Origin of the sequence: Vibrio sp. M260112 (assembly GCF_036533775.1) — a bacterium.
GTDB lineage: Bacteria > Pseudomonadota > Gammaproteobacteria > Enterobacterales > Vibrionaceae > Vibrio.
Genome location: NZ_JATABH010000032.1, coordinates 15,345 through 40,025, shown reverse-complemented (window position 1 = coordinate 40,025; position 24,681 = coordinate 15,345). Strand labels below are relative to the sequence as shown.

Genomic DNA, 24,681 nt, shown 5'->3' with positions numbered 1-24,681 from the left:
CGAATAACTGCTTAGGGTGACTTCATGTTGAATATCCGCCCCGCGATCAACGATCGAGAACTGACTGTAACAACTTGCTTCCGGCGTCCAGACTGGGCGATTAAGATCGTCGTTCATGCAGGGCATACGAAAGTCGCCCATAATAAAACCGCCACCTTCGACAAACACCATATTTTCAATCGACTTTACCGCGACCTCGGCGATCTTTTGTTTTAGTTCGCTGTCTGCATCTGGATAGTGTTTGTTGACATTACTAATAATGGTGTTGAGCTGCTGTTGAGAAAGCACGTCGCTGGAAATGTCGATATCGCTATTGCATGCCGCCAATAAAGAAATCGCCCCGAGAAGACCTAGCCATTTATAATTCATTATCAATCCTCATTATTTAGCTGTTTATTTTAAGCGGCTAAGCAGGTGACATGAAGTTAATGACCAGAAAATAATGTGATTTTCCTTCCTTTTCTGTGACCCTTGGACTATGGGGGGACTCTCCGGCTATGAGTATTATGTCAATAATCCATGAACTTATCTCGGCTGGCTTTGCGATGAAAAGTGGCGCCAATTGGCGGTTGATGGAAAATACCGTCAAGCATTGATGTTTGACGGTATAGGATATGTGACTACAGAGTTTGACTGAGTTGATAATAGCGACCTTGTTGTGCGAGGAGTTCCCTGTGGCTACCATGTTCAACAATTTCACCTTGTTCAATTAGACAAATACTGTCCATCTTGTCTAAATCAACTAAGCGGTGAGTAATAAAGACAACTGTTTTATCAACGAAGTGTTGCTCAAAGAGCTGCATGATCTGCTGTTCGGTTTGCTTATCCAACCCTTCAGTTGGTTCGTCAAGCAGTAAAATGGGGGCGTTATGAAGTAATGCACGAGCAATACCCACTCGACGTTTTTCTCCACCCGATAACTGACGACCGCCATCGCCAAGCCAAGTATCTAACCCGGTATCATTGAGCAGCTTGGCTAATCCGACCTGAGTTAATACCTGTGCCAGTTCATCGTCATTTGCTTGTGGTTTAGCCATGATCAGGTTGTCTCGCAAAGAGCCGTTTAGGATATCGACCCGCTGGCTGACCACACTGATTGCCTTGCGAAGGTCGCTTTCGCTCCACTTTTGAATTGGCATTCCAGCGATTTTAATCTCACCCTGCTTTACATCCCAATAACGGTTTAGTAATTGGAGCAGAGTAGACTTGCCCGATCCCGTCTGACCAACGACAGCAATACGGTGTTTGGCCGGTATGTTAAGGCTAATCTTTTTAAGCACTTCGCTTTCTGTATCTGGGTAGCTGAAAGAGACACTCTGATACTCAATCGAAAATGCTTGTTTATGACTATCGCTATGCTCCGGGAATTGGACATCTGGTTCAGAGAGAATAATATCGTTCAATCTGCGAGCAGAGGTAAGAGTCTGACCTAAATGCTGGAATGCGCCTGCGATAGGCATGAGTAGCTCGACACTCGCCATCGTTGCGAAGGCAACTAAGGCGATCATTGGATCTGGCGTATTTCCGCCGACGCCATCAGCAGCAAGCCAAAGCATCAATATAATTGTCCAGCCATTAGCAAGTAGTAGTAGAGCTTGTGCAAGGCCAGAGAAATGGGCGTTAAAGAACTGGTTCTTCAGCAGCTTTTCTTGAGTGCTCAAGATAGCCTCACGGTAACGTTGCTCTGCACCGAATAGGGTTAGCTCACTGTAACCTTGAAGCCAGTCTAAGGTCGAAATACGAAGCTCAGCTTTATTTTGTGTTAGCTCGCTACCATTTCGTTTGCCCAACTTATAAAAAAGTATCGGCCAAGTAACTAGCAGGGCAAAAAGAATCGCCCCTAATGTCATACCAAGTTCGGCGTCAAACCAACTTACTAGCGCTGTAAGGCCTAATATACCTAGCGTACCGACGATCATTGGACTAACAAGTCTTAGGTAGACATGATCCATGGCGTCGATGTCGGCAACCAAACGGTTAAGTAAGTCAGCGTCACGTAGGTTTGATACGCGGCCCGGAATGAGTGGAGCAAGCTTGGAAAAGAAGAAAATACGTAAGTCGGTTAGGAGCTTAAAGGTCGCGTTGTGACTCACTACGCGTTCCCCCCAGCGTCCTGCGGTTCTGCCCATAGCAAAACCACGAACAAAGGCGCCCGGCAACATGTAGTTGAAGGTCTCGCGTGCAATCGTCAATCCCGCGATTGCGGCGGCGGATAAAAACCAACCAGACAAGGTCAATAAGCCGATAGAAGCAGCAAGAGTCAGGAACGCAAGCAACATCCCGAGCGATAGGCCGAACCAATGCTTCTTATACAGTTTGAGGTAGGGAAGGAGTTCACGCATCAAGATTCCCCTTATTCGCTTGGTTAAGTGCCTGATTGGCACTGAGCATTTCTTGGAAAAGCCCTTGTTGTTGAGCCAACTGAGCAAAGCTACCGCTTTGAACAATTAAGCCGTCACGCATCACAAGGATTTGTTCTACATTCTGAAGTGGCGTCAGTTGATGTGTCACCATTAGCGCCGTTTTGTTTTCTATTTGGTTTTGTAAACCTTGAATGACTAAGCGTTCACTTCTTGCATCTAAGCTCGCTGTAGGCTCATCGAGTAACCAAAACTGACCGTTTTGAATCATGGCACGTGCAAGTGCTAGGCGCTGAGCCTGACCGACGGACAAACCACCCGAACGATCGGAAACCGCATAATCTAAACCGTGTTGGTTAACAAATTCAGCCGAGAAGGACTCTTCCAGTGCACGCTGAACGCTTTCTTCACTGACGTTGGATTTGCCCAGCGTGATGTTGTCACGAATGGTGCCGTGCAATAAAAGTGGGTTTTGTCCGACCCAACTGATGTTTTGACGCCAGTTAGCGAGATCAATCTCAGTACGTTCAATATTATTGATGGTCAACGAACCACTGTAAGGCAAGAAGCCTAAAATAGCGTTGATTAGCGACGTTTTACCTGCACCGCTAGGCCCGACTAACGCCGTAGTTTGACACGCCGTGAGTTCAAAGCTGACAGGGCCTAATAGTTTCGTCCCTTCAGGAGAGAAGACTTCAAGATCCGTTGCGCGAATAGTGATAGCGTCATTATCAGCGAGCGTCTGACTACCAGAACGGACAGTCTCTACGTCAATTTCAATAAATTCAACAATGCTCTCTGCAGCGCCCACTGCTTGCTGTTTAGCGTGGTAGAAAGTGCCTAGATCACGAAGAGGCTGATAAAACTCAGGGGCGAGGATCAGAATAAACAGCCCAGCAAACAGAGTGACCCCCGTGCCGTAATCGCCAAAGTTCAACTCACCGATAAAGGCGAAGCCAAAGTAAACGGCTGTCAGTGCGATTGAGATTGAGGTGAAAAACTCAAGCACAGCAGATGACAGGAAGGCAATTCTAAGTACGTCCATGGTTCGGGTACGAAACACTTCTGACGCACCGCGCATCACTTCTGTTTCTGCCTTAGTTCTATCAAACAAACGGATGGTCGTCATTGATTGAAGACGGTCGTAAAAGTGCCCGGATAAACGTTGCAATGCTTTAAAGTTTTTACGGTTTGCGTCAGCCGCTTTCATACCGACCAAAGCCATAAATAATGGCACTAGCGGTGCAGTAATTAGAAAAATGAGTCCAGCAGCCCAGTTAACGGGGAAGACGACGATCAAAATGACGAACGGAATCAAGACTGACAACGACATCTGCGGCAAATAGCGCGCAAAGAAGTCATGCATATCTTCTACTTGTTCTAAGAGTAGCGTTGCCCATGCACCCGCTGGTTTACCTTTGATATAAGCAGGCCCCAGTTCGCGTAATTTGTCTAAGATGAGTTGGCGAATATAGATACGAATTTGTTCACCACAACGGTACCCCGCAATTTCACGTCCCCATGAGCAGAGGGCACGTATGGCTACGATAGCGGCGAGACCAAAAAAGTGAGGCACTAACGTGTACTTATCGACATGCTCGATAATCAACTGATGCAGTATGGTTGCAAGCAGGGCGGCTTGAGCCAATAGAAAAATGCTTGAAAGAACGCCAAGACCGACAGCGACCATAAGCCAGCGTTTGGCGAGCTTACTTTGCTGCTTGAGCCATTGATTCAAGCTGCGTTGTTTCTTTTTATCCATTGTGAAGGCTTAATGAGAATTATTATTAGCAATTAGAACTGCGCATTATACAAAAGAAAGCCCCGCGGTAACACCGCAGGGCTTTAAGGATTTGAGCCAAAAGTGAAAAATATTATTTACTATCTGCCAACGCATCCAAATAGCGTTCTGCATCAAGAGCGGCCATACAACCGGTACCCGCAGAGGTGATGGCTTGACGATAGTTGTGATCCATCACATCTCCAGCGGCAAAAACGCCGGCAATGCTGGTTTGTGTTGCATTGCCCTCCAAACCAGACTGAACAACAATATAGCCGTCTTTCATCTCAAGTTGGCCTTCGAAAATGGCTGTGTTTGGCTGGTGGCCAATCGCAATGAAGGCACCCATCACGTCAATCTGCTCAACAGACTCTGACTGAGTATCTTTGATACGCACACCCGTCACGCCCATATCATCGCCAACCACTTCCTCTAGAGTTCGATCAGTGTGTAAAACGATGTTGCCGTTTGCGACTTTATCCATCAGACGATTGATCAGAATCTTCTCTGCTCTGAAAGTATCACGGCGATGAATCAGGTGAACCTCTGAAGCGATATTTGATAGATAGAGCGCTTCTTCAACAGCGGTGTTACCACCACCAACCACAGCGACTTTCTGGTTGCGATAGAAGAACCCATCGCAGGTCGCACAAGCGGAAACTCCACGCCCTTTAAATGCTTCTTCTGACTCTAGGCCAAGATATTTAGCCGAAGCACCAGTGGAAATGATCAGAGCGTCACAAGTGTATTCACCGTTGTCGCCAATAAGACGGAAAGGGCGTTGGCTGAGATCAACCTGATTAATGTGGTCAAACAAAATCTCGGTTTCAAAACGCTCTGCGTGTTCTTTCATGCGTTCCATAAGGTTTGGTCCAGTCAGACCCTCAGGATCACCAGGCCAGTTTTCTACCTCAGTGGTCGTGGTTAATTGACCACCTTGCTGCATGCCAGTAATCAAAACTGGTTTTAGGTTTGCACGCGCAGCATAAACGGCTGCAGTGTAGCCAGCAGGACCAGAGCCAAGAATAAGAAGATTGCTATGTTTGACGTCGCTCATTTGTGCTCCATTAGCGGTGACGCTTTTTATGTAGTTTGTCTCGATTGTATGGAATATATGGGGGCTTTGAAAGAGTTAGCAAGCGTGAAAACAGGAATAATTGGTTATAGGTTAGAACGCAATCGTTACATTTTGTGTGGCGAGTGGTTGATATAACCTGTTGAAGTTTAAAAGGTATTCCTAGTGTGATAGTGAAGTCGTCTAATATTTTCAATCCTCGCTTTTTAAATCTGGTCGAATTGTCTGATTTAAATTACTTTAATGGATAAAAGTTCTTTATATTCATTTATGTTGGATTGAAATGCTAAAAAAAGTTGATCTTACAATACAAGTGCGCAAATAATGAATGTGAACAAGATGTTAATCATATTATAGGTATGTACATTCATTAAGGAGATGATGATGTTACATCAGCGTGAAACTACCCTTCAACTCACCAAACTTAGCGATACGGCGATTGCTCAGCTTGCACCATCGTTTACTCAGCTTCCGCACACAGAACATGCCGATGGTAAATTCCGCTTAAGACGTTATTCCGTTGTCTCTTTTCGAGATGGCGAAGTAGTCGATTTGGGCAAAAATGAATTTATGCAAACGGACGACATTAACCGTTTTCAAGGCAACGTTGTCAGACAGTTTGAACCTATTGAAGAGAGCACTCTAAACAGTGATGGTATGCGCGAGATGTGTCAGCTCTTTGTTTCTTCAAACAATCTGACTAATGAGCATGAGATTGAAATTCATCAGATCCGTATTTCAGCTATTTACGATGAGACACAAGTCGCTCCTGAAGGTGTTCACCAAGACGGATTTGAGCATATCGCGCTTGTTGGCATGGGGCGTCACAATATCGAAGGTGGCGATATCATGCTTTACAACAGCTTCAATGAAGCGCCATTTTTCCGCAAGGTTTTACAAAGTGGTGAGGTCGCAATGCTCGCTGACGACAAGCTATGGCATAACGCTCAGCCAATCCGCTCTGTAATCGAAGGCCAAGAAGGCTATATGGATGTATTTGTTCTAACCGCGAAGGATGCAGTGAATGAGCTTCACTCCTAATTTAGTAAGAGCGCAGTTTAGCGCTCTTAATCAGACTCATAATGACTTACCAGTACTATTTCTTGATGGCCCAGGTGGCTCTCAAGTACCTCAATCAGTACTGGATGCGATGACCGCTTATCTTGGATTCTTCAATTCCAACTTGGGTGGACACTATTTCTCTAGCCGCAATACTACCGACTTAATGAAGCAAGCTCGCGAGCATGCTCAGGCTTTGGTCAATGCTGAATCGAGCGATAATATTGTCTTCGGTGCCAATATGACGTCACTCACGTTCCAATTAAGTCGTGCTATAAGCCGCGATTGGAAGGCCGGGGATGAAGTGGTTGTTACCGCATTAGATCATTACTCGAATGTATCAAGCTGGCAGCAAGCAGCAGAAGACAAAGGGGTTGTTGTTCGACAAGCTCGTGTTGAGGAGTCGGACTGTAGCCTAGATATCGATCATCTTATCTCTCTTATTAACGATAAGACGACCTTGGTAGCATTAACTTTCGCGTCAAATACGACGGGTTCAATCGTCGATATGCAGCGTGTCATTGAAGCGGCACATGCTGTGGATGCGATGGTCTATATTGATGCGGTACATTATGCACCCCATCATTTGGTTGATGTCCAACAACTTGGTTGTGATTTTCTTGCTTGCTCAGCGTACAAGTTTTTTGGACCGCACGTTGGGATTGCCTATGTCGCGCCTAAATGGCTAAATACGTTGAAACCGTACAAAGTTGAACCAGCAACGAATGTGGGGCCTGGTCGTTTTGAGACAGGTACGCAAAGTTTTGAAGGTCTAGCCGGAGTAGTTGCGGCGGTGAGATACCTAGCTCAATGGGGTAAGGATGGCGACTCGCTGAGAAATCGCTTGATTGACTCCTACAAGCAGTACAATCAACACGAGTCTGCGATCAACGAAAGGGTTCTGGTTAGGTTGTCAGAATTAGATGGCGTCATCTTGTTAGGGCGCAATGAGGCAGATAGCCAAAAGAGAACACCGACTTTCGCCTTGACCTTCGATCAACATACGCCTGAAGAGGTAGCGAAGAAGCTTGGTGAGCGTAACATTTGTGTCTGGAATGGGCATTTCTACGCACTCGGATTAGTCAGGCAGTTAGGTCTCGAGTCGACAGGTGGGGTAGTACGAATTGGCTTTATGCACTACAACACATTAGAAGAAGTGGACATTCTGTTTGATGAACTGAAAGCAATTCTTACCCATTAATCGACCTAAATTAAAAAGACCTCCGGTTGGAGGTCTTTTCTGTTTAAGCCGTAACTTCAACTTCGTATGAGGTGAATTTACGAATGTTAATCACGCCAGTATCGAAAATCATATATTGGCCTTTGATCCCTTGTAAAACGCCGCTGACTTCGGGGTTTTTATCAAAGTTATGCGAAGTTATCTTGCTGGGGTGTTGCTCCACTGGATAGCTAATGGTGGTGATATCACGGCTAAGCACTTCAATAGCGTCGTCACCAAACTGTTGTTTTATCTCAGTAATTTTATCCTCGACCAGAGGCAACAGCTCTAAAAAACGTTGCTCCAGAGCCATAGGCTCGCCATCACCCTTTAGCAGAGTTCGCCAGTTGGTTTTATCGGCGATGTGCTTCGCCAACTCTACCTCGATCAGTCCCGAAATATGGCGTGTTTTCACTTTAAAAATAGGTAGACCTTGAGTGGCGCCTTGGTCAATCCAACGAGTTGGAATTTGAGTATGGCGCGTAATGCCGACTTTCAGACTTGATGTGTTTGACAAGTAAACATAGTGGTCGACCATACAGTTCTCTTCACCCCACTGAGGTTCACGACATGTGCCTTGGTCGTAGTGGCAGGTTTCTGGCTTCATTATGCACATATCGCAGCTTGCGAGCTTCTTCATACATACAAAGCAGTGACCTTGTGAGTAGCTCTTCTTGGTCTTCTTACCGCAAGAACAGCAGAAGATGTTTCCTGTGTGCGTCAGGGTCAGCGTTTGGCCGATAAAAGGCGTTAAGTCGACGAGCTCTTCGCCGACAGGCAGTCGATAACTAACGGTATTTTCTAGAGAGGCACGCATTTTACTCAGCGTACCTTTGGCGATTAAAGACATGACAGTGCTCTTCTTTATTCGAGGTTGAATCCTCGTTGTTTTTAGCGTTTGAGTGTAACACTTTTTTAGCCAAATGACTTCGGTTCAAACGTCGGACGGTGTTTAGACATTGGGGGTGTGACGCGACCACTTTAAGAGGCATATCAAATATTTTGCCGCTAAGTGATGTTTAAAATAAGGTAAAATGGAAGCAAGATCTTATTATTAATTGAGTTTAGTGTCATTTAATGGGTCGAGTTAACTGCCAAAACGGATTGTTCTATTGAAAGTTATACATAAAGCTATCTTCACCTTGGTTGCTATAACCTTACTTGTCGTTCAATTATTTTGGATGCATGGTGATGAGCGCGTCGTTAAGATAACCCCCGCACAGTTTACCTTCGCTGCAACCAACGATCAGTTACAGGGTGGGGTATCGACGTCTTCACTCAACATAGAGAATGAGAAAGCCTTGCTAGAGTGCCATTTGGCGAAAGGCGATTTATATCCTTGGCCCTATTGTGGCATATCGATTACCGTTGGTGACTCCATAGCTAGTGGTATGGACTTAGAAGGCTTTCATACCATAAAACTTGATGTTGATTTCGAGCAACTTAATGCTGACAAGTCCCCATCGCTACGGATCTACCTCAGAAACTACAATCCCGCTTATTCGACAGCAGACAATGAGTATTCATTCAAATACAACGGGCTGGAATATACTCCAGGAATCAAGGGTGGCGCGATAGAGATTCCGATTGCCAATTTACAGGTTTTAACTTGGTGGCTGAGTGACAATCAAATTCCAATCGCGCATTCAGCTCCTGAATTCTCAAATGTGGTCAAAGTCGAGTTTGCTACTGGCTCTGGACACTCTCAAGGCGATTACAGGCTACAGGTTAATAGTATTGAGTTTGTTGGTAACTACATTGATGGCGAAGAATTGTTGCTTGGTTTGCTGGTCTTTTGGGTTGCACTGGCATTGGTTTATAGCATGCTTGAAATCAAACGTGGCCGCCAGATCATCCAACAATCCCAGTATCGCCAAGATCACCTTCGCAAGTTAAACCGCCACCTAAAGGAGCAAAATGTCCACTTTGCTGAGTTAGCTAACCGTGATGCTCTGACTGGAGCAATGAATAGACATTCGATTCGTGACTGGTTAGAAAGCAACTACGTAAAGAATCGCGTCGATGGAAAACGCCTTTCAGCGCTTTATTTGGATATAGACCACTTCAAAGCGGTGAATGATAAGTACGGACACGCAATGGGTGACGATATATTAAGAGAGTTCACCATGGTCGTTCTTAGCGCATTGAGCGCAAGTGAAAGGTTAGTGCGTTGGGGCGGGGAAGAGTTTGTGGTCTTTTGCCCAGGGCTTTGCTCAAAAGAGGCCACTGAACTGGCTGAGAAGATACGCCATAGAGTCGAGTCGCATCTTTGGGTGCATGGCGATCCCTTGACCGCCAGTATTGGCGTCGCTTCGCTTGGTGATGAACGACCAAATGAAATGTTAACGCGAGCCGATGAAGCCCTTTATATGGCGAAACGACAAGGTCGAAATAAGGTCGTTTTTAATCAGTAAGCTGTTGGTTTGTATCCTGCCCATCGCTCATTTCGTTCTCATCTAGGTCTGCTTGAGTCGATTTTATAATCGGCTCTTTCGGACCTAAAAATTTAGGCTGAGCGTGAATGATGTAGATGTCCAAAAACGCTTTTGTACGGGCAAAGACTTCACGCACTCGCACCTGTAATCCCGAATGTCGAGACGGTCCAGCGACAGCAAAACATTTCGCATTAATATCGTGAGAGTTGGCGATAAACAAGGCACGTTCACAGTGGAACTTCTGCGAGATAATCAGAAAATTATCCGTGTCAAAAATCTCTTTAGCGCGCACAACTGAGTCTAGTGTTCGAAAGCCGGCATAATCTAAAAAGATCCGATCCTCAGGGATGCCAGCTCTGAGCAAATCGCGTTTCATCGTCCATGGTTCATTGTATGAGCGATGCGCATTATCACCACTTAGTAAAAAGTGGCTAACTTTTCCTTGTTGATACAACTCAATCGCCGCATTGATGCGGTTGGTGTAATACTCATTGAGCACCTTGCCCAAATACTTGCTGGTGCCTAAAACCACCGCAACATCAAATTGTTCGATTTGCTGTGGTTGAGTAAAGACTTGGTGTCTCGCCTGATATGACACCCATCGATCAACCACAAACAGCGCCGCAGACACGGCGACAAAAACAGCCGGAAGCCAAGCGATGAGTTTGAGCATGCGACTTAACCAAGTTTTAGCTGGCTTGTCACGATGGAAGAGTTTACGCACTAAATTTGTCGGTTCCTTTGCGCCCATAGACCAATAATTGTGAAGCAAAACAAAACGATGGTAAACATGATGCCAGCATCGAGCCCACGTAATGTCCGAGACAGGTAAGGGGTTGCCTTAACAATGATTAAGCCGTAACCAAATGCGTTAATCAAGACAAAAGCGATCGTTCTCAGCGCGAAGTTGTAGTTTCTTAATAGACGTCTCAACAGTGCATTAATCTCGCCACCTGCCATAACCAAAGTACAGGCGATAAGCGCCGTCGAAATTTCGCTGAGGTAGGGGCTAAGGTAACCCCCAAACATATTCAAGTATTCCATTTAAGTACGTTAGATAATGGTGATTTAGCGAGAATAGCACGAAGTAATGTGAGGATGTCCAGCGTGGTTGAGCTGAGAGTTCACTTTTGTGGCAGGAATAAAAAAACCCAGCGTAGCTGGGCTTTTAAATTTGTTTAGAATGCAGTGCGTTTGTAGCGACGGTAAACTGGCTGCCAGAAAGAGGCGTCGATTGCTTCTTCTAGTGCTTCGTCTGGGATCTCTAATGCAACGCCTTGCTCGATGGCTTTCTTCGCCACCGCAAAAGCAATCTTCTTCGATACCGAGTGAATCGCTTCAAGAGGTGGTAAAAGTGCACCTTGGCCGTTAATCGCGAGTGGTGAACAGGTCGCAAGCGCACGGCTTGATTCCATAAGCATCTCATCAGTGACACGTTTCGCTTGTACCGCCAATACACCTAAACCGATACCAGGGAAGATGTAGCTATTGTTACACTGAGCAATCGGGTAAGTTTTACCTTCGTGAACCACAGGATCAAATGGGCTACCTGTTGCGACTAGCGCTTCACCGTTAGTCCAGCGAATAATGTCGCTAGGAGTGGCTTCCACTCGACTTGTCGGATTCGAAAGTGGGAAGACGATAGGACGAGCACAGTGTTTGTGCATCTCTTTAATCACTTCTTCACTAAATAGGCCAGGCGCACCTGAAACACCGACAAGAACTGTTGGCTTAGCATTACGCATAACATCCAACAAAGAATATCCGTTGCTGTCAGTTTGCCAATCAGCCGTGTTGACGTGCTTTTGAACAAGACGTTGTTGGAAGTCGAGTAGATTTGGCATGCCTTCTTGTAGCAGACCCCAACGGTCGACCATAAATACTTGTGAACGAGCTTGCTCGTCGCTGATCCCTTCAGAGACCATTTGCGCGATGATAGCTTCAGCGATACCACAACCTGCCGAACCCGCACCTAAGAAGGTAATGCGCTGTTCTGAAAGCAGACTTCCCGCCGCTTTACAAGCTGCCAGTAGCGAACCGACAGTAACCGCTGCGGTACCTTGAATATCGTCGTTGAAGCAACAAACGCGATTTTTGTAGCGCTCCAAAAGCGGCATGGCATTTTTTTGTGCGAAGTCTTCAAACTGGATTAGTGCTTCTGGCCAACGGCGTTGAACGGCCTGCATGAACTCTTCAACAAATGCATCATATTCAGCCCCAGTAATACGAGGATGACGCCAGCCCATGTACATTGGGTCGGCAAGTCTTTGTGGGTTGTTAGTGCCCACATCGAGTACGATTGGAAGGGTGTAAGCAGGGCTGATACCACCACACGCGGTATATAGAGCCAGCTTACCAATTGGAATCCCCATACCACCGATACCTTGGTCACCGAGACCAAGAATACGTTCACCATCAGTCACAACGATAACCTTGACATTGTGGTTAGAAGCGTTGTTAAGGATGTCGTCAATGCGATCGCGGTTTGCGTAAGACACAAACAGACCACGTCCACGGCGATAGATATTCGAGAAGTTTTCACACGCAGCACCAACGGTTGGTGTGTAGATGATAGGCATCATCTCTGTAATGTGATTTTGAACCAGTCGGTAGAAAAGCGTTTCGTTCGTGTCTTGAATGTTACGCAGGTAGATGTGCTTATCCATATCGCTTTCAAAGCTGCAATATTGTTGATACGCACGCTCTACTTGCTCTTGAATCGTTTCAGTATTTTCAGGCAATAAACCTTCAAGGTTAAAAGATCTTCTTTCCTGTGCGCTAAAAGCACTGCCTTTGTTTAGCAACGGCGTACTAAGCAGAGCAGGGCCAGCATAAGGAATGTATAAAGGGCGTTTATCGTTATTCATCACTTGCCTTAAGTAGGGTGGAGGGGTCTCTAGACCTTTGGAACTCGGAACCTAAAAATGATAGGGATTCGTTGTCTTATTGTAAACTGAATATTCCTGCATTCTGGTAAAGTTTGCGTATATAATTTGGCGTTTTAATGCCAAATGTTCAGCGAAGTATGTTCAGCTTACCGATAGATACCCTTAAATCCGAATTCTTAGAAGAGATATCGGCACATCATCTGATTGTAGAGGCTGAAACTGGCTCAGGAAAATCGACTCGTTTGCCCTTGTGGGCGGCTGAAAATGGACGAGTATTGGTGATTGAACCACGTAGAATTGCTTGTACCTCGTTAGCTCAGTTTCTTGCTGAACAAAAGCAACAGCCGATTGGTCAGTCTGTTGGGTATGCGATCAAGTTGGAGACGCGTTGCGACGACGAGACTCAAATCGTATTTGTTACTCCAGGTGTCGCACTGCGTTGGTATAGTGAGAATCAACTGGCAGGCTTTAGCACTATTATTGTCGATGAATTTCATGAGCGGCGTTGGGATACCGACTTACTGGTTGCTCTGCTCAGAGAGGCACAACGTCATCGCTTAGTGATCACGTCAGCGACTATTGAAGGTGAAAAACTGGCGCGTTATGTCGGAGCAAAGCGACTGCAAGCGAAAGGCCGCAACTTTGATGTCGCCATTGGTCATCGTGCTGGCGACTCTCGCCAGTTGCCTGATGCTCGTCAATTGGATGAAAGAGTCAAACAAGAAGTGATGGCACTTCTGGATGTGGATGGGGACATTCTGGTTTTTTTACCTGGGCGTAAAGAGATTACTCAGTGTCAAAGTAAGTTATCCTCCATTGAAGGGGTTGTTGCGCTACCTTTGCACGCTTCGGTTACTGACCAGCAAAGAGATCTCGCACTCAATCCTCAGTCTTACAAAAAGGTCGTACTGGCGACCAATGTGGCCGAAACGTCTCTGACCATTGCAAACATTGCTGCGGTGATAGACTCGGGTCTGGAAAGACGAACCGAACAACGCAATGGTCGTACCGCATTAAGCTTAAAACACATTTCTAAAGCGAGTGCCAAACAGCGTAGTGGTCGAGCGGGTCGCGTTATGGATGGTCTCTGTATCCGCTTATATGGTGAACATGCCGCATTAGCGGAAGTGACGCCACCAGAAATGCATCGAGAATCTTTGACCGAAGCGATGCTGGCCTCCGCAAGTTGTGGTCGAGCATTAACGGCACTGACATTTATTGAACCTCTACCGGAGAAGTCTGTTGCGCAGGCACACTCAACCCTAGAACAAATGGGGGCGATAAACAGCCAAGGTCTGGCGACTGAGCATGGCCAACGTATCTATCCTCTTCCTATTGATGCTTTGTACGCAGATCTTGTTACCCGCATGCCGAGTAGAGCCTTGCAAGAAGCGATGGTTGATTTGACTTCAGTCGTCGCTACCCCTGCAACGTTATACCGTTTATCAAACGATGAAGAACAACTTGAGCAACTTCTTCAACAAGAACCTCTAGGGTGTGATGCTCAGTTGGCGATTGGCTTGCTTAGAGGAAATCGCTACCCCGCCATTAAGGTTGATCAAGATGTATTGAAAGAGGCAGTTATGTTGTCAGAGCAGATGCGAGCAGCATTTGAATTACCGCAACTTGACGTCGCATCACGTTATTCTCATCAGGATTTGGTCGAAGCGATTGCGCGATTGCACCCCGAGCTGGTGTTTGTGCGTCGAATGAAAAGAACAGAAGCGCTAGGCAATGGATTAATGGAAGTGATTCTTGGACGAGAAAGCCGTTTCCAAGATAAACACCAAGCCGCATTGGTACTGGATACCCACAGCTTACCGGGAAGAGGGGTAAAACAGACGCTCAATTTAGCGACCTTTACTATGCCGATAGCGTTAAAGACTCTGCAATCGATGGATTTAGGAGATTGGCAGCAAGGAGAAGTCACCGAGCTAAGCGACACACCAATGATTGAGATGCAACTTGTCTATGCAGGGCGAGTTATCGCAACCCGCTATGAGCCTGCAACGGGAGAGTTTGCCATTAAGCCAATGTTGCAAGCAGTGAAAAATGACCAATATTTGCTAGGTTTGGCAAAACAGCGGCACAAAGAGATAGAACATTGGAAATTGTATGTTTCGCTCGGCTTATCGGAGCAAAAGGTTGATATAAGTGAGTTGGACTTCGACCACTGGTTTACTGAGCAACTGACCCTATTAGAGCTTTCTGACATTTCTGAGTTGGAATTATTTTCCGCAGAGGATTTTGTATTTAAAGGCATTCCTTACTGGGAATATCAGGATTTCGCGGATGCCTATCCGTTTGAGTTGTCGTTGGGTGATTTAAACTTAGATGTTGAATATCTTGTCGACAAAAAGTTGGTTTATGTGATTTACCGCGATGGACTACGCAAAGGGTATCCAAAGCGTTGGGAACTGCCGAAATGGAAGGGCTGGAGAATCCAGTACAAAAAGGCGAGCAAGATAGTGGACATCAAATAGTGCTGAAACTACAGGATATTATTTGGTATCCAAAATATTAAGCAACCGGTCTCTTATATCTCTGGATTGTACACATTTTGTTACCGTATTGGTTTTTATATAGCTTTTTCAAACAAATTTAGGGCATAAAAGACTATTGTTTTATATCCTATTGCTATATAAGGAGTGATCTAGGATATTTAGTACACTGTGTTGCCGATATTACGGGGGATGATATGGAACATCTGGGCAAGACAAGTGTTGTATTCGACTATACCTCTTTTCTCGGTGCTTCGTGCAGTAAAAAATGGACCTTTCTCGAAGCGATGAGCACGTTTGCTCCGATATTCAGCCTAGCGTGGAAGGATACGATTAAAGAGACTCTATCGGTAGAAGATCGCTTGTGGGATCAAGCCATGAAGTCGCTGTCTGCTAACCGCAGTGACGAGTCAAATATTATCACTTTGCTCAAACTGGCTAAACTTGAGGGGGTCGAAGAACTCAAGCTCGTTATGCCATATGAGCTCGATAATGAACAAATCGAACGGCTACGCGTTAAGTCTCACGCTGAAATCGTCAGTTTGTCACAAGATGAATTAATGGTTAAGTTTTAAATAAAAAGATCTCGCATGAGATCTTTTTTACTATCTGCTCAATAATGCGCGTGACGGATCATAATTCTTACAATTCACTCAGTAACTTGCCAGTGAACTGTTCTATATTTTACTTACAATATTTGCCAACAACTATTGTAAGGCAATCGCCCAATATCTCCATTTTTGTTCAGTCAGTGCAGACCTTAGACTTAGTGATTCGGTTTCCCTGAATGATTGAATGTGAGTTGTAAATGGACTTAAAGAGGTCGTAATGGAAGTAAAGTACAGTTGGATACTCGCTCCTTTGCTGCTTGCCGCATCGGCACATGTATCAGCAAATGACAGCACGAATCAGATTAACTATGACTATGCGTATGCTGATCTTAGTGCCGGATCGTTGAATGAAAATCTAGGCGTCAACAATAACGTCACCGCTTTAGCCGTGGGCGGGAATTATTTATGGACGGAGAACATTCTGTTCACCCTAGACTACACGGCACGTTTTATTCACCCAGAAGATTTCACTACGGAGTTATACACTCTATTGCCTGGTGTCGCTTATCGCTACCCAGTTCTCGACAAGTTAGACTTAGTTGCTAAAGCTAAAATCGGTTACTTGTGGGCAAAGCAATCGCAAGATTCTACCAATGCTAAGTTGTTTAGCGATAGTGATTTGGTGTTAGGTGCTGGAGTTGAGTTGAAGTATGCGCTGACTGATGATTGGGAACTGACCGCAGGGGCTGAGTTCAATTACACCGACTTCCTTGAAGAAGAGATTTACCAACTGCGAGCGGATTACCGTATTTCACCGCGGATTACCTTAGGTGGATTTTATACTCACCGCAGTGGTGATTTCGAAACCGTTAAGATCGCCGGTAGTGCGACGACGAACGAGGGCGGAATCTCTTTGCGTTTCTTGTTCTAACGGTTTAACCATCAATAAAAAAGCCAGCGATACGCTGGCTTTTTTAGTTGTTTGACCGCGATTAAAGAACCGCAGCGATACCTTTACAAAGAGGTAACATGTTTGAACGAGTCATACCTGCAACACTGATGCGGCCAGAACCTACGATGTAGATAGCGAACTCATCTTTTAGGCGATCAACTTGCTCTTTGCTCAAACCAGAGAAGGAGAACATGCCGTTTTGACGTTCGATAAAGCTAAAGTCTGCATCAACACCTTGCTCTTTTAGTGTCGCAACGAATAGTTCACGCATTTGTTGAATACGGTCACGCATCTCTTTCACTTCTTGTTCCCATTCTGCACGAAGTTCTGGGTTGTTCAGAATGTGAGTAACAACCGCACTGCCGTGTGCTGGTGGGTTTGAGTAGATAGAGCGGATAATCGCTTTAACTTGCGAGAATGCTGTAGTCGCGACTTCTTCAGATGCTGCTACGATTGTGAATGCACCGACACGCTCGTTGTACAGACCAAAGTTTTTAGAGAACGAGCTAGCAACCAGAATCTCTTGGTTGTACTGAGCAAAAATACGGAGGCCTTGAGCGTCTTCCTCAACGCCTTTTGCAAAACCTTGGTATGCGAAGTCGAACAGAGGTAGAAGCTTTTTATCCGCAACCAATTTCGCCAGCTCTTCCCACTCTGCTTCCGTTGGGTCGATACCCGTTGGGTTGTGACAGCAGCCGTGCAGTAGAACAACATCGCCTTCAGCCGCTTTTTCTAGGTCGGCTAGCATTGCTGCAAAGTCTTTGTCTTTCGTTTCTGCGCTGTAGTAGGTGTATTGAGCTGTTTCAAGACCAGCAGCAGTGAATACACCGTTGTGGTTTGCCCAAGTAGGGTTACTGATCCAGATTTTAGCGCCGCCTAGTTGGCGTTTGATAAACTCACCTGCAACGCGAAGTGCACCTGTACCACCTGGTGCTTGTGCAGTTTTTGCCAACTTGTTCGCAACAATCGCAGAATCAGCACCGAAAAGCAGTTTTTGAACTGCCAGTGCGTACTCAGCCGTGCCTTCGATAGTTAAGTATGATTTGGTTTTCTCTGTTTCGACAAGCGCTTTTTCCGCTTTCTTAACAGTTGCAAGAACAGGGGTTTCGCCTTGTTCAGTTTTGTAGATACCAACGCCAAGGTTAATCTTTTCAGCACGGGGATCTTTTTTAAATTCTTCAGTAAGGCCAAGAATAGGGTCTGCAGGAGCAGCAACTACTTTTTCAAACATAATCATCGTCCATGTTTATCGAAGGGAGGATATAAGTAACTCGGTTATTTATACCTGTCAAAACGGAGTGAGACAACAACCAATGTAAATAAAATTTCAAAAACAATGCGATTTTGTTGTATTGGCAAATCAAATATATATTTCTATATAAAAAGTCCCTTTAATCAAACGATAAAAGGGACATTAGTCTAGCGAAAATAGAACCACTACCAGAGGATTAGGCGTGCATCAGTTTTTCGAGTTCGTTTTCCTTTGCTTCCATACTGCGATACTTATCTGCTATCGCAACGAATTCGTCTTCAATCGCAAGAAAAGCCTCAACAATCTCGGGATCAAAATGAGAGCCATTTCCTTCAAGGATAATCGATTTTGTTTTTTCATGGCTGAAGGCTTTTTTGTATACACGTTCAGAGATAAGTGCGTCATAAACGTCCGCTAGTGCCATTAATCGACCTGAAATAGGGATTTCTTGCTCTTTAAGTCCATTGGGATAGCCGCTACCGTTCCACTTTTCGTGGTGAGTGAGCGAAATTTCTTTAGCCAGTTTTAGAAACGAATTACTACCGAGTTGCGCGAATCGTTGCTCTTTAACCATAGGGTGATTTTGCAGCAGAAAATGTCGCACTAAATAGACGCTACCAAAAGTGATAGAGATATATAAGAACAGTTCACCAAAGGTCAGTGTTTCCAACATTGGGCAGACTCGTCCACCATAAAGTCCGAAGACGACAGCAGCAAGCACGTAGAGCTTTAGGGTTAAGGGGGCGTTGTAATGTGAGTTAACCATGTTAAGCCTTAATTACGTTATCAATGTGACTAAAACTAGTCGAACAACAGCAAGTTGACTAAAGTATGCATTTGCTTAGTCAATAAAAGACCGAGCATATTATCGATTTGTTTCGATTATTGATACAGTTTTACAACTTTAGCATCAGATTGAGTGAAAGGCTGAGAGCGGCGGGAAAGTAAAACGCACCCAGATAGGTGCGTTAACAAGGAGAGAGTTACTTTTTAAGATTTAGCTGCGATTCAACCGCGTTAGCCTCGATGTCTGGGCTTTTGCTGAGTTTGTCAGCTGCCCATTGATTGAGATGGGATAGAATTGCTTTAACGGCATGCTGCTGCGTGGCTTCTTCTCCTTTTGGTAACTCAAGGTCTTGTTTAGGATGTGAGCCAGTCGCATCTTCAGCAATGTGTAACCAATCTGGATGCCAATAGTAGGGTTGCTCGCCCTGAGGGTGGTCCCAGCTATGATAAGTAAGTGTTCAAATTTCTATACTTGAATTGTAACTGGCATAAAAAAACCTCCGCGTTGGCGGAGGTTTTTATAGATTGAGTTAACTTCGATGATTAGAAGTTTGCAGAGCGTGGTGTACGTGGGAATGGGATCACGTCACGAACGTTGCCCATGCCTGTTACGTAAGACACAAGACGCTCAAAACCTAGACCGAAACCAGCGTGTGGCACAGTGCCGTAACGACGCAGGTCACGGTACCAGCTCATGTGCTCAGGGTCGATTCCCATTTCACGCATACGTGCATCAAGAACATCTAGACGCTCTTCACGTTGAGAGCCACCAATGATTTCACCGATACCCGGAGCTAGAACATCCATCGCTGCAACTGTTTTGCCATCGTTGTTAAGACGCATGTAGAACGCTTTAATGTCTTTCGGGTAGTTCTTAACGATTACTGGCGCGTTGAAGTGTTCTTCTGCTAGGTAACGCTCATGCTCAGAAGACATGTCGATACCCCATTCAACAGGGAACTCAAACTCACGACCAGAATCCAGAAGGATTTGAATTGCGTCGGTGTAGTCTACCTGTGCGAAGTCTGAAGATACAAACTGTTCAAGGCGAGTAATCGCTTGTTTGTCGATACGTTGTGCAAAGAACTCTAGGTCATCACGACGTTCTTCTAGTACCGCTTTGAATACGTACTTCAGCATGTCTTCGGCAAGCTTCGCTACGTCGTCTAGTTCTGCAAATGCCACTTCAGGCTCTACCATCCAGAACTCCGCTAGGTGGCGACTGGTGTTAGAGTTTTCAGCGCGGAACGTTGGGCCGAAAGTGTAAACTTTGCTTAGTGCACAAGCGTAAGCTTCTGCGTTTAGCTGACCTGATACAGTCAGGAAAGTCTCTTTACCGAAAAAGTCTTCGTTGTAGTCAACTTTACCTGCGTCAGTACGAGGTAGGTTTTCCATGTCTAGCGTAGATACGCGGAACATTTCACCTGCACCTTCCGCATCTGAAGCCGTGATCAGTGGTGCTGATACCCAGAAGTAACCTTGTTCGTGGTAGAAACGGTGGATCGCTTGAGAAAGACAGTTACGAACACGTGCAACTGCACCGATTACGTTAGTGCGAGGGCGTAGATGCGCTACTTCACGTAAGTATTCGATAGAGTGACGAGTTTTTGCCATTGGGTAAGTTTCAGCATCTTCAACCCAACCAACAACTTTAACGTCAGTCGCGGCAAGTTCAAAGTCTTGACCACTTGCTGGAGATTCAACAATCTTACCTGTTACTTCGACAGAGCAGCCTGTTGTAAGCTTTAGTACTTCGTCGTTGTAATTATTAAGATTATTAGGGACCACGGCCTGAATCGGGTCGAAACAAGAGCCGTCATAAATGGCAAGGAAAGAGATTCCAGCTTTGGAATCACGACGTGAACGGATCCAGCCACGAACAGTCACTTCACTGTCTACTGCTAGCTGACCTTTCAAAACGTCTGATACAGGCGCGTAAGTCATGTTTGAAATATTCTCCATTGAGGTAAAAATTCAACCCAATGCGTGATACTCAATAGAATAAATAATGAGCAAACATTGGGTTGGATAGAATTCTATAGATTCAATGGAACATATTACCTTTCAAATATTATGCTTCAACCTTTATTGTCACTTAGTCGACCAAAAAAGCCCATTATTCGCCTATTTCTTGCCAGAAAGTGTGAATTGATCGAGTAGAGTCTCAAGATGTTCAGAAAGTTGCTCAAGATTCATACTGATATCGTGGGTCTTAGCCGCAGACTCTGATGTTTGATTGGCATGTCGGGTAATGACTTGTACTTTGTTTTGGACTTGGTGGCTCAGTTCTGCCGTATTGCTGGATTGTTGCTGAATGCTATTGGCATGAGCGAGAGCTTGTTTCATCTCTTGAACGACTTCAGACATAGCATGGGATAATGCTTCAATCTCTGTTGAACGTTCGTGAGCGGTTCCACAGACCGTGTCGACGGAAGCCAGCGAGCCCTCACTGTCTTGCTGGAACTGAGAAATGATTGCTTCGATACTGCCGGTCGCTTCAGCGGTGCGACTTGCTAGATTACGAACTTCCTCAGCAACCACTGCAAAACCACGACCTTGTTCGCCCGCTCGAGCGGCCTCGATAGCGGCATTAAGCGCCAACAAATTGGTTTGTTCCGCGACACCTTTAATGACTTCAAGAATGCTAGATACTTCAGCGGTCTGGTTGTTGAGTTCGACAATGCTATCTTTGACTTGTTCGATATCGGTCACTAGCCCCTTGATCTCATGGCTGGCACTATGTGCTTTCTCCGCACTTTGCTCCGCGATACGCGTGGTGTGTTTGATCAACGATGAGGCGTTTTCGGTCGCTTGTTCAACCTGAACCTGCTGAGACTGCATCTGTTCAATGTTGTATTGCACCTCAGCGGTTTCAGTTTGCTGATTGGTCGCCGCACTGTCTGTCACTTGAGCAACTTGGGTCAGTTCAGATGCGCTACTTGCAACATTATGCGACGTGGATTGAACCTGAACTAGGCTATCGTTGACTGTGTCCATAAAAGAGTTAATTGCACCAGATAGCTGGCCGATCTCGTCATTTTGCTTACTATCAAGACGCTGAGAGAGATCTTTGGTTTCGCTGAGGCTTTGCATAAAGCCTGAGGTTTTCTGAATCGGTCTAACGATGATTTTACGGATGAGACCCAGAGTGATCAGAAAGCCAACAAAACCGAATGCAGACATGATGGCTAGAGCGATCAGCGCTCGGTCCTTAATGAGGTCGTTAACATGAGAGAGGTTGTATTCGAGACGAATTGCACCTAGGACTTCGCCTTCTGGCACTATATGACAGGCAACACAGTTGGTGCCGCGATAGTTTTCGCTTGCTTTCATTGGTAAGGCAACAACGATGCCTTTACCCCAATCGGCAGAGAAAGGTTCTATAACCAACTCACCGTTAAGTGCACGCTGGTCGATATCATCGATAGGTTTTTGGTTCTCTTGACCAGCGCCGTATAACTTACTGACGGCTTCACCGCGCAAAACCCTAACTTGTTCAATACCGTCTTGCGCTAATGCTTTTTGTCGTAAAGTCTCTTTTTGCGCCATTGTGCCCGTCAACATCATCATGTTCAGGCTGTCGAAATAGTTGCTTGCTTTGTCGTGTAGTTGTTCACTCAACACCGAGTTTATTAACTCTCGCTGCTGTAAATATTGGTAGATGGTAGATGCAACAAGTACTAAGCCGAAGACCGTAACCAGTGTGATGAGCAATTTATTTGTTATGGATATGTGCATTATCAGAAATAGTATCAATAATTGGAATGGACTTCAAAAAGTCTTACTTATCTATCGACGGAAGGGAAGACGGTAAATTTTATACTGTGACCTTACTCTCTGTGAGGCTTATGTAAATGTGATGTAAGGGGACTGTGAACAAATAATTGACGTTCGACATTATTTCGACGTGCTAGAGGTATTTTTCTGCGGGCAAGCGATTTCCTTATTGCAATCTGACCTGCAAAGCTTGTCACTACTATACTTATTCCTTAGTATTGCGCCTCTTTCGAAAAGCCTGAGAATCAAAATGAAAACTGAATTATACAAAGAGTTTATGTTTGAAGCGGCACACCACCTTCCACACGTGCCTGAAGGACATAAGTGTGGGCGCTTGCACGGCCACTCTTTCTTAGTTCGCCTCTATGTTGAAGGTGAAGTTGACCCACATACAGGCTGGGTTGTCGACTTCGCTGAAATCAAAGCTGCGTTTAAGCCTATTTACGATCGACTAGACCACTACTATCTAAATGATATTGAGGGGTTAGAGAACCCGACCAGTGAGGTGCTGGCAAAATGGATTTGGAACGAGCTTAAGCCGAGTCTGCCGCTTCTCAGCAAAGTAGAAATAAAAGAAACTTGCACCGCGGGATGTATTTACAAGGGTGAATAATCTCCTGATGTAGAGTAAAAAAGCGAAGCATACTTCGCTTTTTTTGGGTTCATCAGTAAAGTTTAGCAAATAACTTTAATTGCTAGGCCACCTTGAGATGTTTCACGGTACTTAGCATTCATGTCTTTACCTGTCTCTAGCATTGTTTCGATAACTTTATCTAGAGAAACTGTTGGAGCTGACGAGCGACGTAGCGCCATACGCGTAGAGTTAATTGCTTTAACCGCTGCGATGCCGTTACGTTCAATACATGGTACCTGAACCTGACCCGCTACTGGGTCACATGTTAGACCTAGGTTGTGTTCCATCGCGATTTCAGCTGCCATACAAACTTGCTCTGGGCTACCACCCATCAGTTCGGCTAGACCAGCTGCTGCCATTGAACATGCAACACCGACTTCGCCTTGACAGCCTACTTCAGCACCTGAGATTGAAGCGTTACGCTTATAAAGACCGCCGATTGCGCCAGAAGCCGCGAAGTAACGGATGTAGTCTTTTTCAGTCACAGTCTGAATGAACTTATCGTAGTAAGCCAGTACCGCAGGAATGATGCCACAAGCACCGTTAGTTGGTGCTGTTACAACACGGCCACCTGCTGCGTTTTCTTCGTTAACGGCAAACGCAAACATGTTTACCCAGTCAACAACAGACATTGGGTCGTTAGTGGTTTTTTCAGAAGTCAGCAACTGTTGACGTAGTGCCGCTGCACGACGTGGCACACGCAGTGGACCAGGTAGGATACCTTCTGTATTCATACCGCGATCCATACAGTCACGCATTGTCTTCCAAATATTGGCGAAGTAAGTACGTGACTCTTCATCTGAGTGCAGAACCGCTTGGTTTTTCATCACTAGTGTACTGATAGATAAACCGTGCTCTTTACACTGATTCACAAGCTCTTCAGCGGTTGTGAATTCGTAAGGTGTTTTAATCGGGTTTTCTTCTTCTTTGCCGAAGTTTTCTTCATCAACAATGAAGCCACCACCGATAGAGTAGTAAGTCTTTGAGTACACTTTCTCGTCACTGATCCAAGCGTGGATCTGCATGCCGTTTTCATGTAGCTCTAGGTTGGTCGTATGGAAGTTCATACCACCTTCTTTCGGGAACGATACTGTATGACAGTGCATGCCAACAGGAAGGCGCTCAGTTTCTTCTACGCGTGCAACAAAGCCCGGAATAGAATCAATATCTACTTTCTCAGGGGTGTTGCCTGCAAGACCCATGATGATGGCGATATCTGTATGGTGACCTTTCCCTGTCAGTGATAGTGATCCATAAACGTCCACGGTGATTTTAGTGATGTCGCGCAATTTTCCCATTGAGCGTAAGTCATCAATAAACTCTTTACCCGCTTTCATTGGTCCCACTGTATGTGAGCTTGAAGGACCAACGCCGATCTTATAGATGTCAAAAACACTAATCATATCGATTAC

Annotated in this window: 19 protein-coding genes and 2 pseudogenes; 7 read left to right on the top strand and 14 right to left on the bottom strand. The window is 45.4% G+C overall.

Translation table 11 applies throughout. The annotated features are described in order from the left end of the window. The 4 genes and pseudogenes from QTN95_RS13665 to trxB form a co-directional block, all read right to left on the bottom strand. Window positions 1–369 (bottom strand): annotated as a pseudogene (locus QTN95_RS13665) (formylglycine-generating enzyme family protein); the annotation flags it as partial. Window positions 370–620: 251 nt separating this feature from the next. Then, window positions 621–2,342 (bottom strand): heme ABC transporter ATP-binding protein/permease CydC, encoded by a 1,722-nt coding sequence (gene cydC / locus QTN95_RS13660; protein ID WP_331417849.1) that lies wholly within the window; start codon window positions 2,340–2,342, stop codon window positions 621–623. Continuing rightward, window positions 2,335–4,122 carry a heme ABC transporter permease/ATP-binding protein CydD gene (gene cydD / locus QTN95_RS13655; protein WP_331417848.1) on the bottom strand — a complete coding sequence of 596 codons (1,788 nt, stop codon included), beginning with the start codon at window positions 4,120–4,122 and terminating at the stop codon, window positions 2,335–2,337. Before cydD ends, cydC begins: the two co-directional genes overlap by 8 nt. 112 nt (window positions 4,123–4,234) lie before the next feature. Then, on the bottom strand, window positions 4,235–5,197 hold the full coding sequence (trxB, locus tag QTN95_RS13650; protein ID WP_138971168.1) for a thioredoxin-disulfide reductase: 963 nt from the start codon (window positions 5,195–5,197) through the stop codon (window positions 4,235–4,237). 402 nt (window positions 5,198–5,599) lie between these two features. Here trxB and QTN95_RS13645 point away from each other — a divergent pair, with 402 nt between their 5' ends. Both QTN95_RS13645 and QTN95_RS13640 read left to right on the top strand, forming a co-directional pair. Continuing rightward, window positions 5,600–6,256 (top strand): 2OG-Fe dioxygenase family protein, encoded by a 657-nt coding sequence (locus QTN95_RS13645; RefSeq protein ID WP_331417847.1) that lies wholly within the window; start codon window positions 5,600–5,602, stop codon window positions 6,254–6,256. Beyond that, a complete protein-coding gene (locus QTN95_RS13640; RefSeq protein WP_331417846.1) occupies window positions 6,240–7,475 on the top strand; it encodes a cysteine desulfurase-like protein in 1,236 nt (411 codons plus the stop codon). Before QTN95_RS13645 ends, QTN95_RS13640 begins: the two co-directional genes overlap by 17 nt. A 43-nt stretch (window positions 7,476–7,518) precedes the next feature. Here the strand turns inward: QTN95_RS13640 and QTN95_RS13635 are convergent, their stop codons facing one another. Continuing rightward, window positions 7,519–8,343: a DUF2797 domain-containing protein gene (locus tag QTN95_RS13635; RefSeq protein ID WP_331417845.1), complete on the bottom strand. Its 825-nt coding sequence runs from the start codon at window positions 8,341–8,343 to the stop codon at window positions 7,519–7,521. Window positions 8,344–8,605: 262 nt separating this feature from the next. Here QTN95_RS13635 and QTN95_RS13630 point away from each other — a divergent pair, with 262 nt between their 5' ends. Next, window positions 8,606–9,907: a GGDEF domain-containing protein gene (locus tag QTN95_RS13630; protein WP_331417844.1), complete on the top strand. Its 1,302-nt coding sequence runs from the start codon at window positions 8,606–8,608 to the stop codon at window positions 9,905–9,907. On the opposite strand, the gene QTN95_RS13625 is transcribed toward QTN95_RS13630, so the two are convergent. The 3 genes from QTN95_RS13625 to QTN95_RS13615 all read right to left on the bottom strand — a co-directional run bounded on the left by QTN95_RS13625 (window position 9,897) and on the right by QTN95_RS13615 (window position 12,795). Continuing rightward, complete coding sequence (locus QTN95_RS13625; RefSeq protein ID WP_331417843.1) at window positions 9,897–10,652, bottom strand: SanA/YdcF family protein; 756 nt, start codon at window positions 10,650–10,652, stop codon at window positions 9,897–9,899. The two genes, QTN95_RS13630 and QTN95_RS13625, sit on opposite strands and share 11 nt — an antisense overlap. Further along, a complete protein-coding gene (locus QTN95_RS13620; protein ID WP_331417842.1) occupies window positions 10,652–10,972 on the bottom strand; it encodes a DUF3392 domain-containing protein in 321 nt (106 codons plus the stop codon). The genes QTN95_RS13625 and QTN95_RS13620 overlap by 1 nt, the downstream gene beginning before the upstream one ends. A gap of 134 nt (window positions 10,973–11,106) precedes the next feature. Further along, on the bottom strand, window positions 11,107–12,795 hold the full coding sequence (locus tag QTN95_RS13615; RefSeq protein WP_138971173.1) for an NAD-dependent malic enzyme: 1,689 nt from the start codon (window positions 12,793–12,795) through the stop codon (window positions 11,107–11,109). Window positions 12,796–12,953: 158 nt separating this feature from the next. On the opposite strand from QTN95_RS13615, the gene QTN95_RS13610 reads away from it, so the two are divergent. The 3 genes from QTN95_RS13610 to QTN95_RS13600 all read left to right on the top strand — a co-directional run bounded on the left by QTN95_RS13610 (window position 12,954) and on the right by QTN95_RS13600 (window position 16,799). Further along, on the top strand, window positions 12,954–15,299 hold the full coding sequence (locus QTN95_RS13610; protein WP_331417850.1) for a helicase-related protein: 2,346 nt from the start codon (window positions 12,954–12,956) through the stop codon (window positions 15,297–15,299). A gap of 215 nt (window positions 15,300–15,514) precedes the next feature. Next, the gene (locus QTN95_RS13605) at window positions 15,515–15,892 is read left to right on the top strand and encodes a transporter (RefSeq protein ID WP_138971174.1); all 378 of its coding nucleotides are present in this window, start codon (window positions 15,515–15,517) and stop codon (window positions 15,890–15,892) included. A 253-nt stretch (window positions 15,893–16,145) separates the two neighbouring features. Continuing rightward, window positions 16,146–16,799 carry an outer membrane beta-barrel protein gene (locus QTN95_RS13600; protein ID WP_331417841.1) on the top strand — a complete coding sequence of 218 codons (654 nt, stop codon included), beginning with the start codon at window positions 16,146–16,148 and terminating at the stop codon, window positions 16,797–16,799. Window positions 16,800–16,860: 61 nt separating this feature from the next. Here QTN95_RS13600 and QTN95_RS13595 read toward each other — a convergent pair whose 3' ends face one another. The 5 genes and pseudogenes from QTN95_RS13595 to QTN95_RS13575 form a co-directional block, all read right to left on the bottom strand. Then, window positions 16,861–18,051 carry an amino acid aminotransferase gene (locus QTN95_RS13595; protein ID WP_331417840.1) on the bottom strand — a complete coding sequence of 397 codons (1,191 nt, stop codon included), beginning with the start codon at window positions 18,049–18,051 and terminating at the stop codon, window positions 16,861–16,863. A 217-nt stretch (window positions 18,052–18,268) separates the two neighbouring features. Continuing rightward, on the bottom strand, window positions 18,269–18,838 hold the full coding sequence (locus QTN95_RS13590; RefSeq protein WP_331417839.1) for an HD-GYP domain-containing protein: 570 nt from the start codon (window positions 18,836–18,838) through the stop codon (window positions 18,269–18,271). 217 nt (window positions 18,839–19,055) lie between these two features. Continuing rightward, window positions 19,056–19,304 (bottom strand): annotated as a pseudogene (locus QTN95_RS13585) (hypothetical protein); the annotation flags it as partial. Between the two features lie 97 nt (window positions 19,305–19,401). Continuing rightward, window positions 19,402–20,802 carry an asparagine--tRNA ligase gene (asnS, locus tag QTN95_RS13580; protein ID WP_331417838.1) on the bottom strand — a complete coding sequence of 467 codons (1,401 nt, stop codon included), beginning with the start codon at window positions 20,800–20,802 and terminating at the stop codon, window positions 19,402–19,404. Window positions 20,803–20,982: 180 nt separating this feature from the next. Further along, on the bottom strand, window positions 20,983–22,596 hold the full coding sequence (locus tag QTN95_RS13575) for a methyl-accepting chemotaxis protein (protein ID WP_331417837.1): 1,614 nt from the start codon (window positions 22,594–22,596) through the stop codon (window positions 20,983–20,985). A 289-nt stretch (window positions 22,597–22,885) separates the two neighbouring features. Here QTN95_RS13575 and queD point away from each other — a divergent pair, with 289 nt between their 5' ends. Then, complete coding sequence (queD, locus tag QTN95_RS13570; protein ID WP_171052143.1) at window positions 22,886–23,248, top strand: 6-carboxytetrahydropterin synthase QueD; 363 nt, start codon at window positions 22,886–22,888, stop codon at window positions 23,246–23,248. Window positions 23,249–23,310: 62 nt separating this feature from the next. On the opposite strand, the gene QTN95_RS13565 is transcribed toward queD, so the two are convergent. Then, a complete protein-coding gene (locus tag QTN95_RS13565; protein ID WP_331417836.1) occupies window positions 23,311–24,672 on the bottom strand; it encodes an L-serine ammonia-lyase in 1,362 nt (453 codons plus the stop codon). Between the last annotated feature and the right edge of the window lie 9 nt (window positions 24,673–24,681).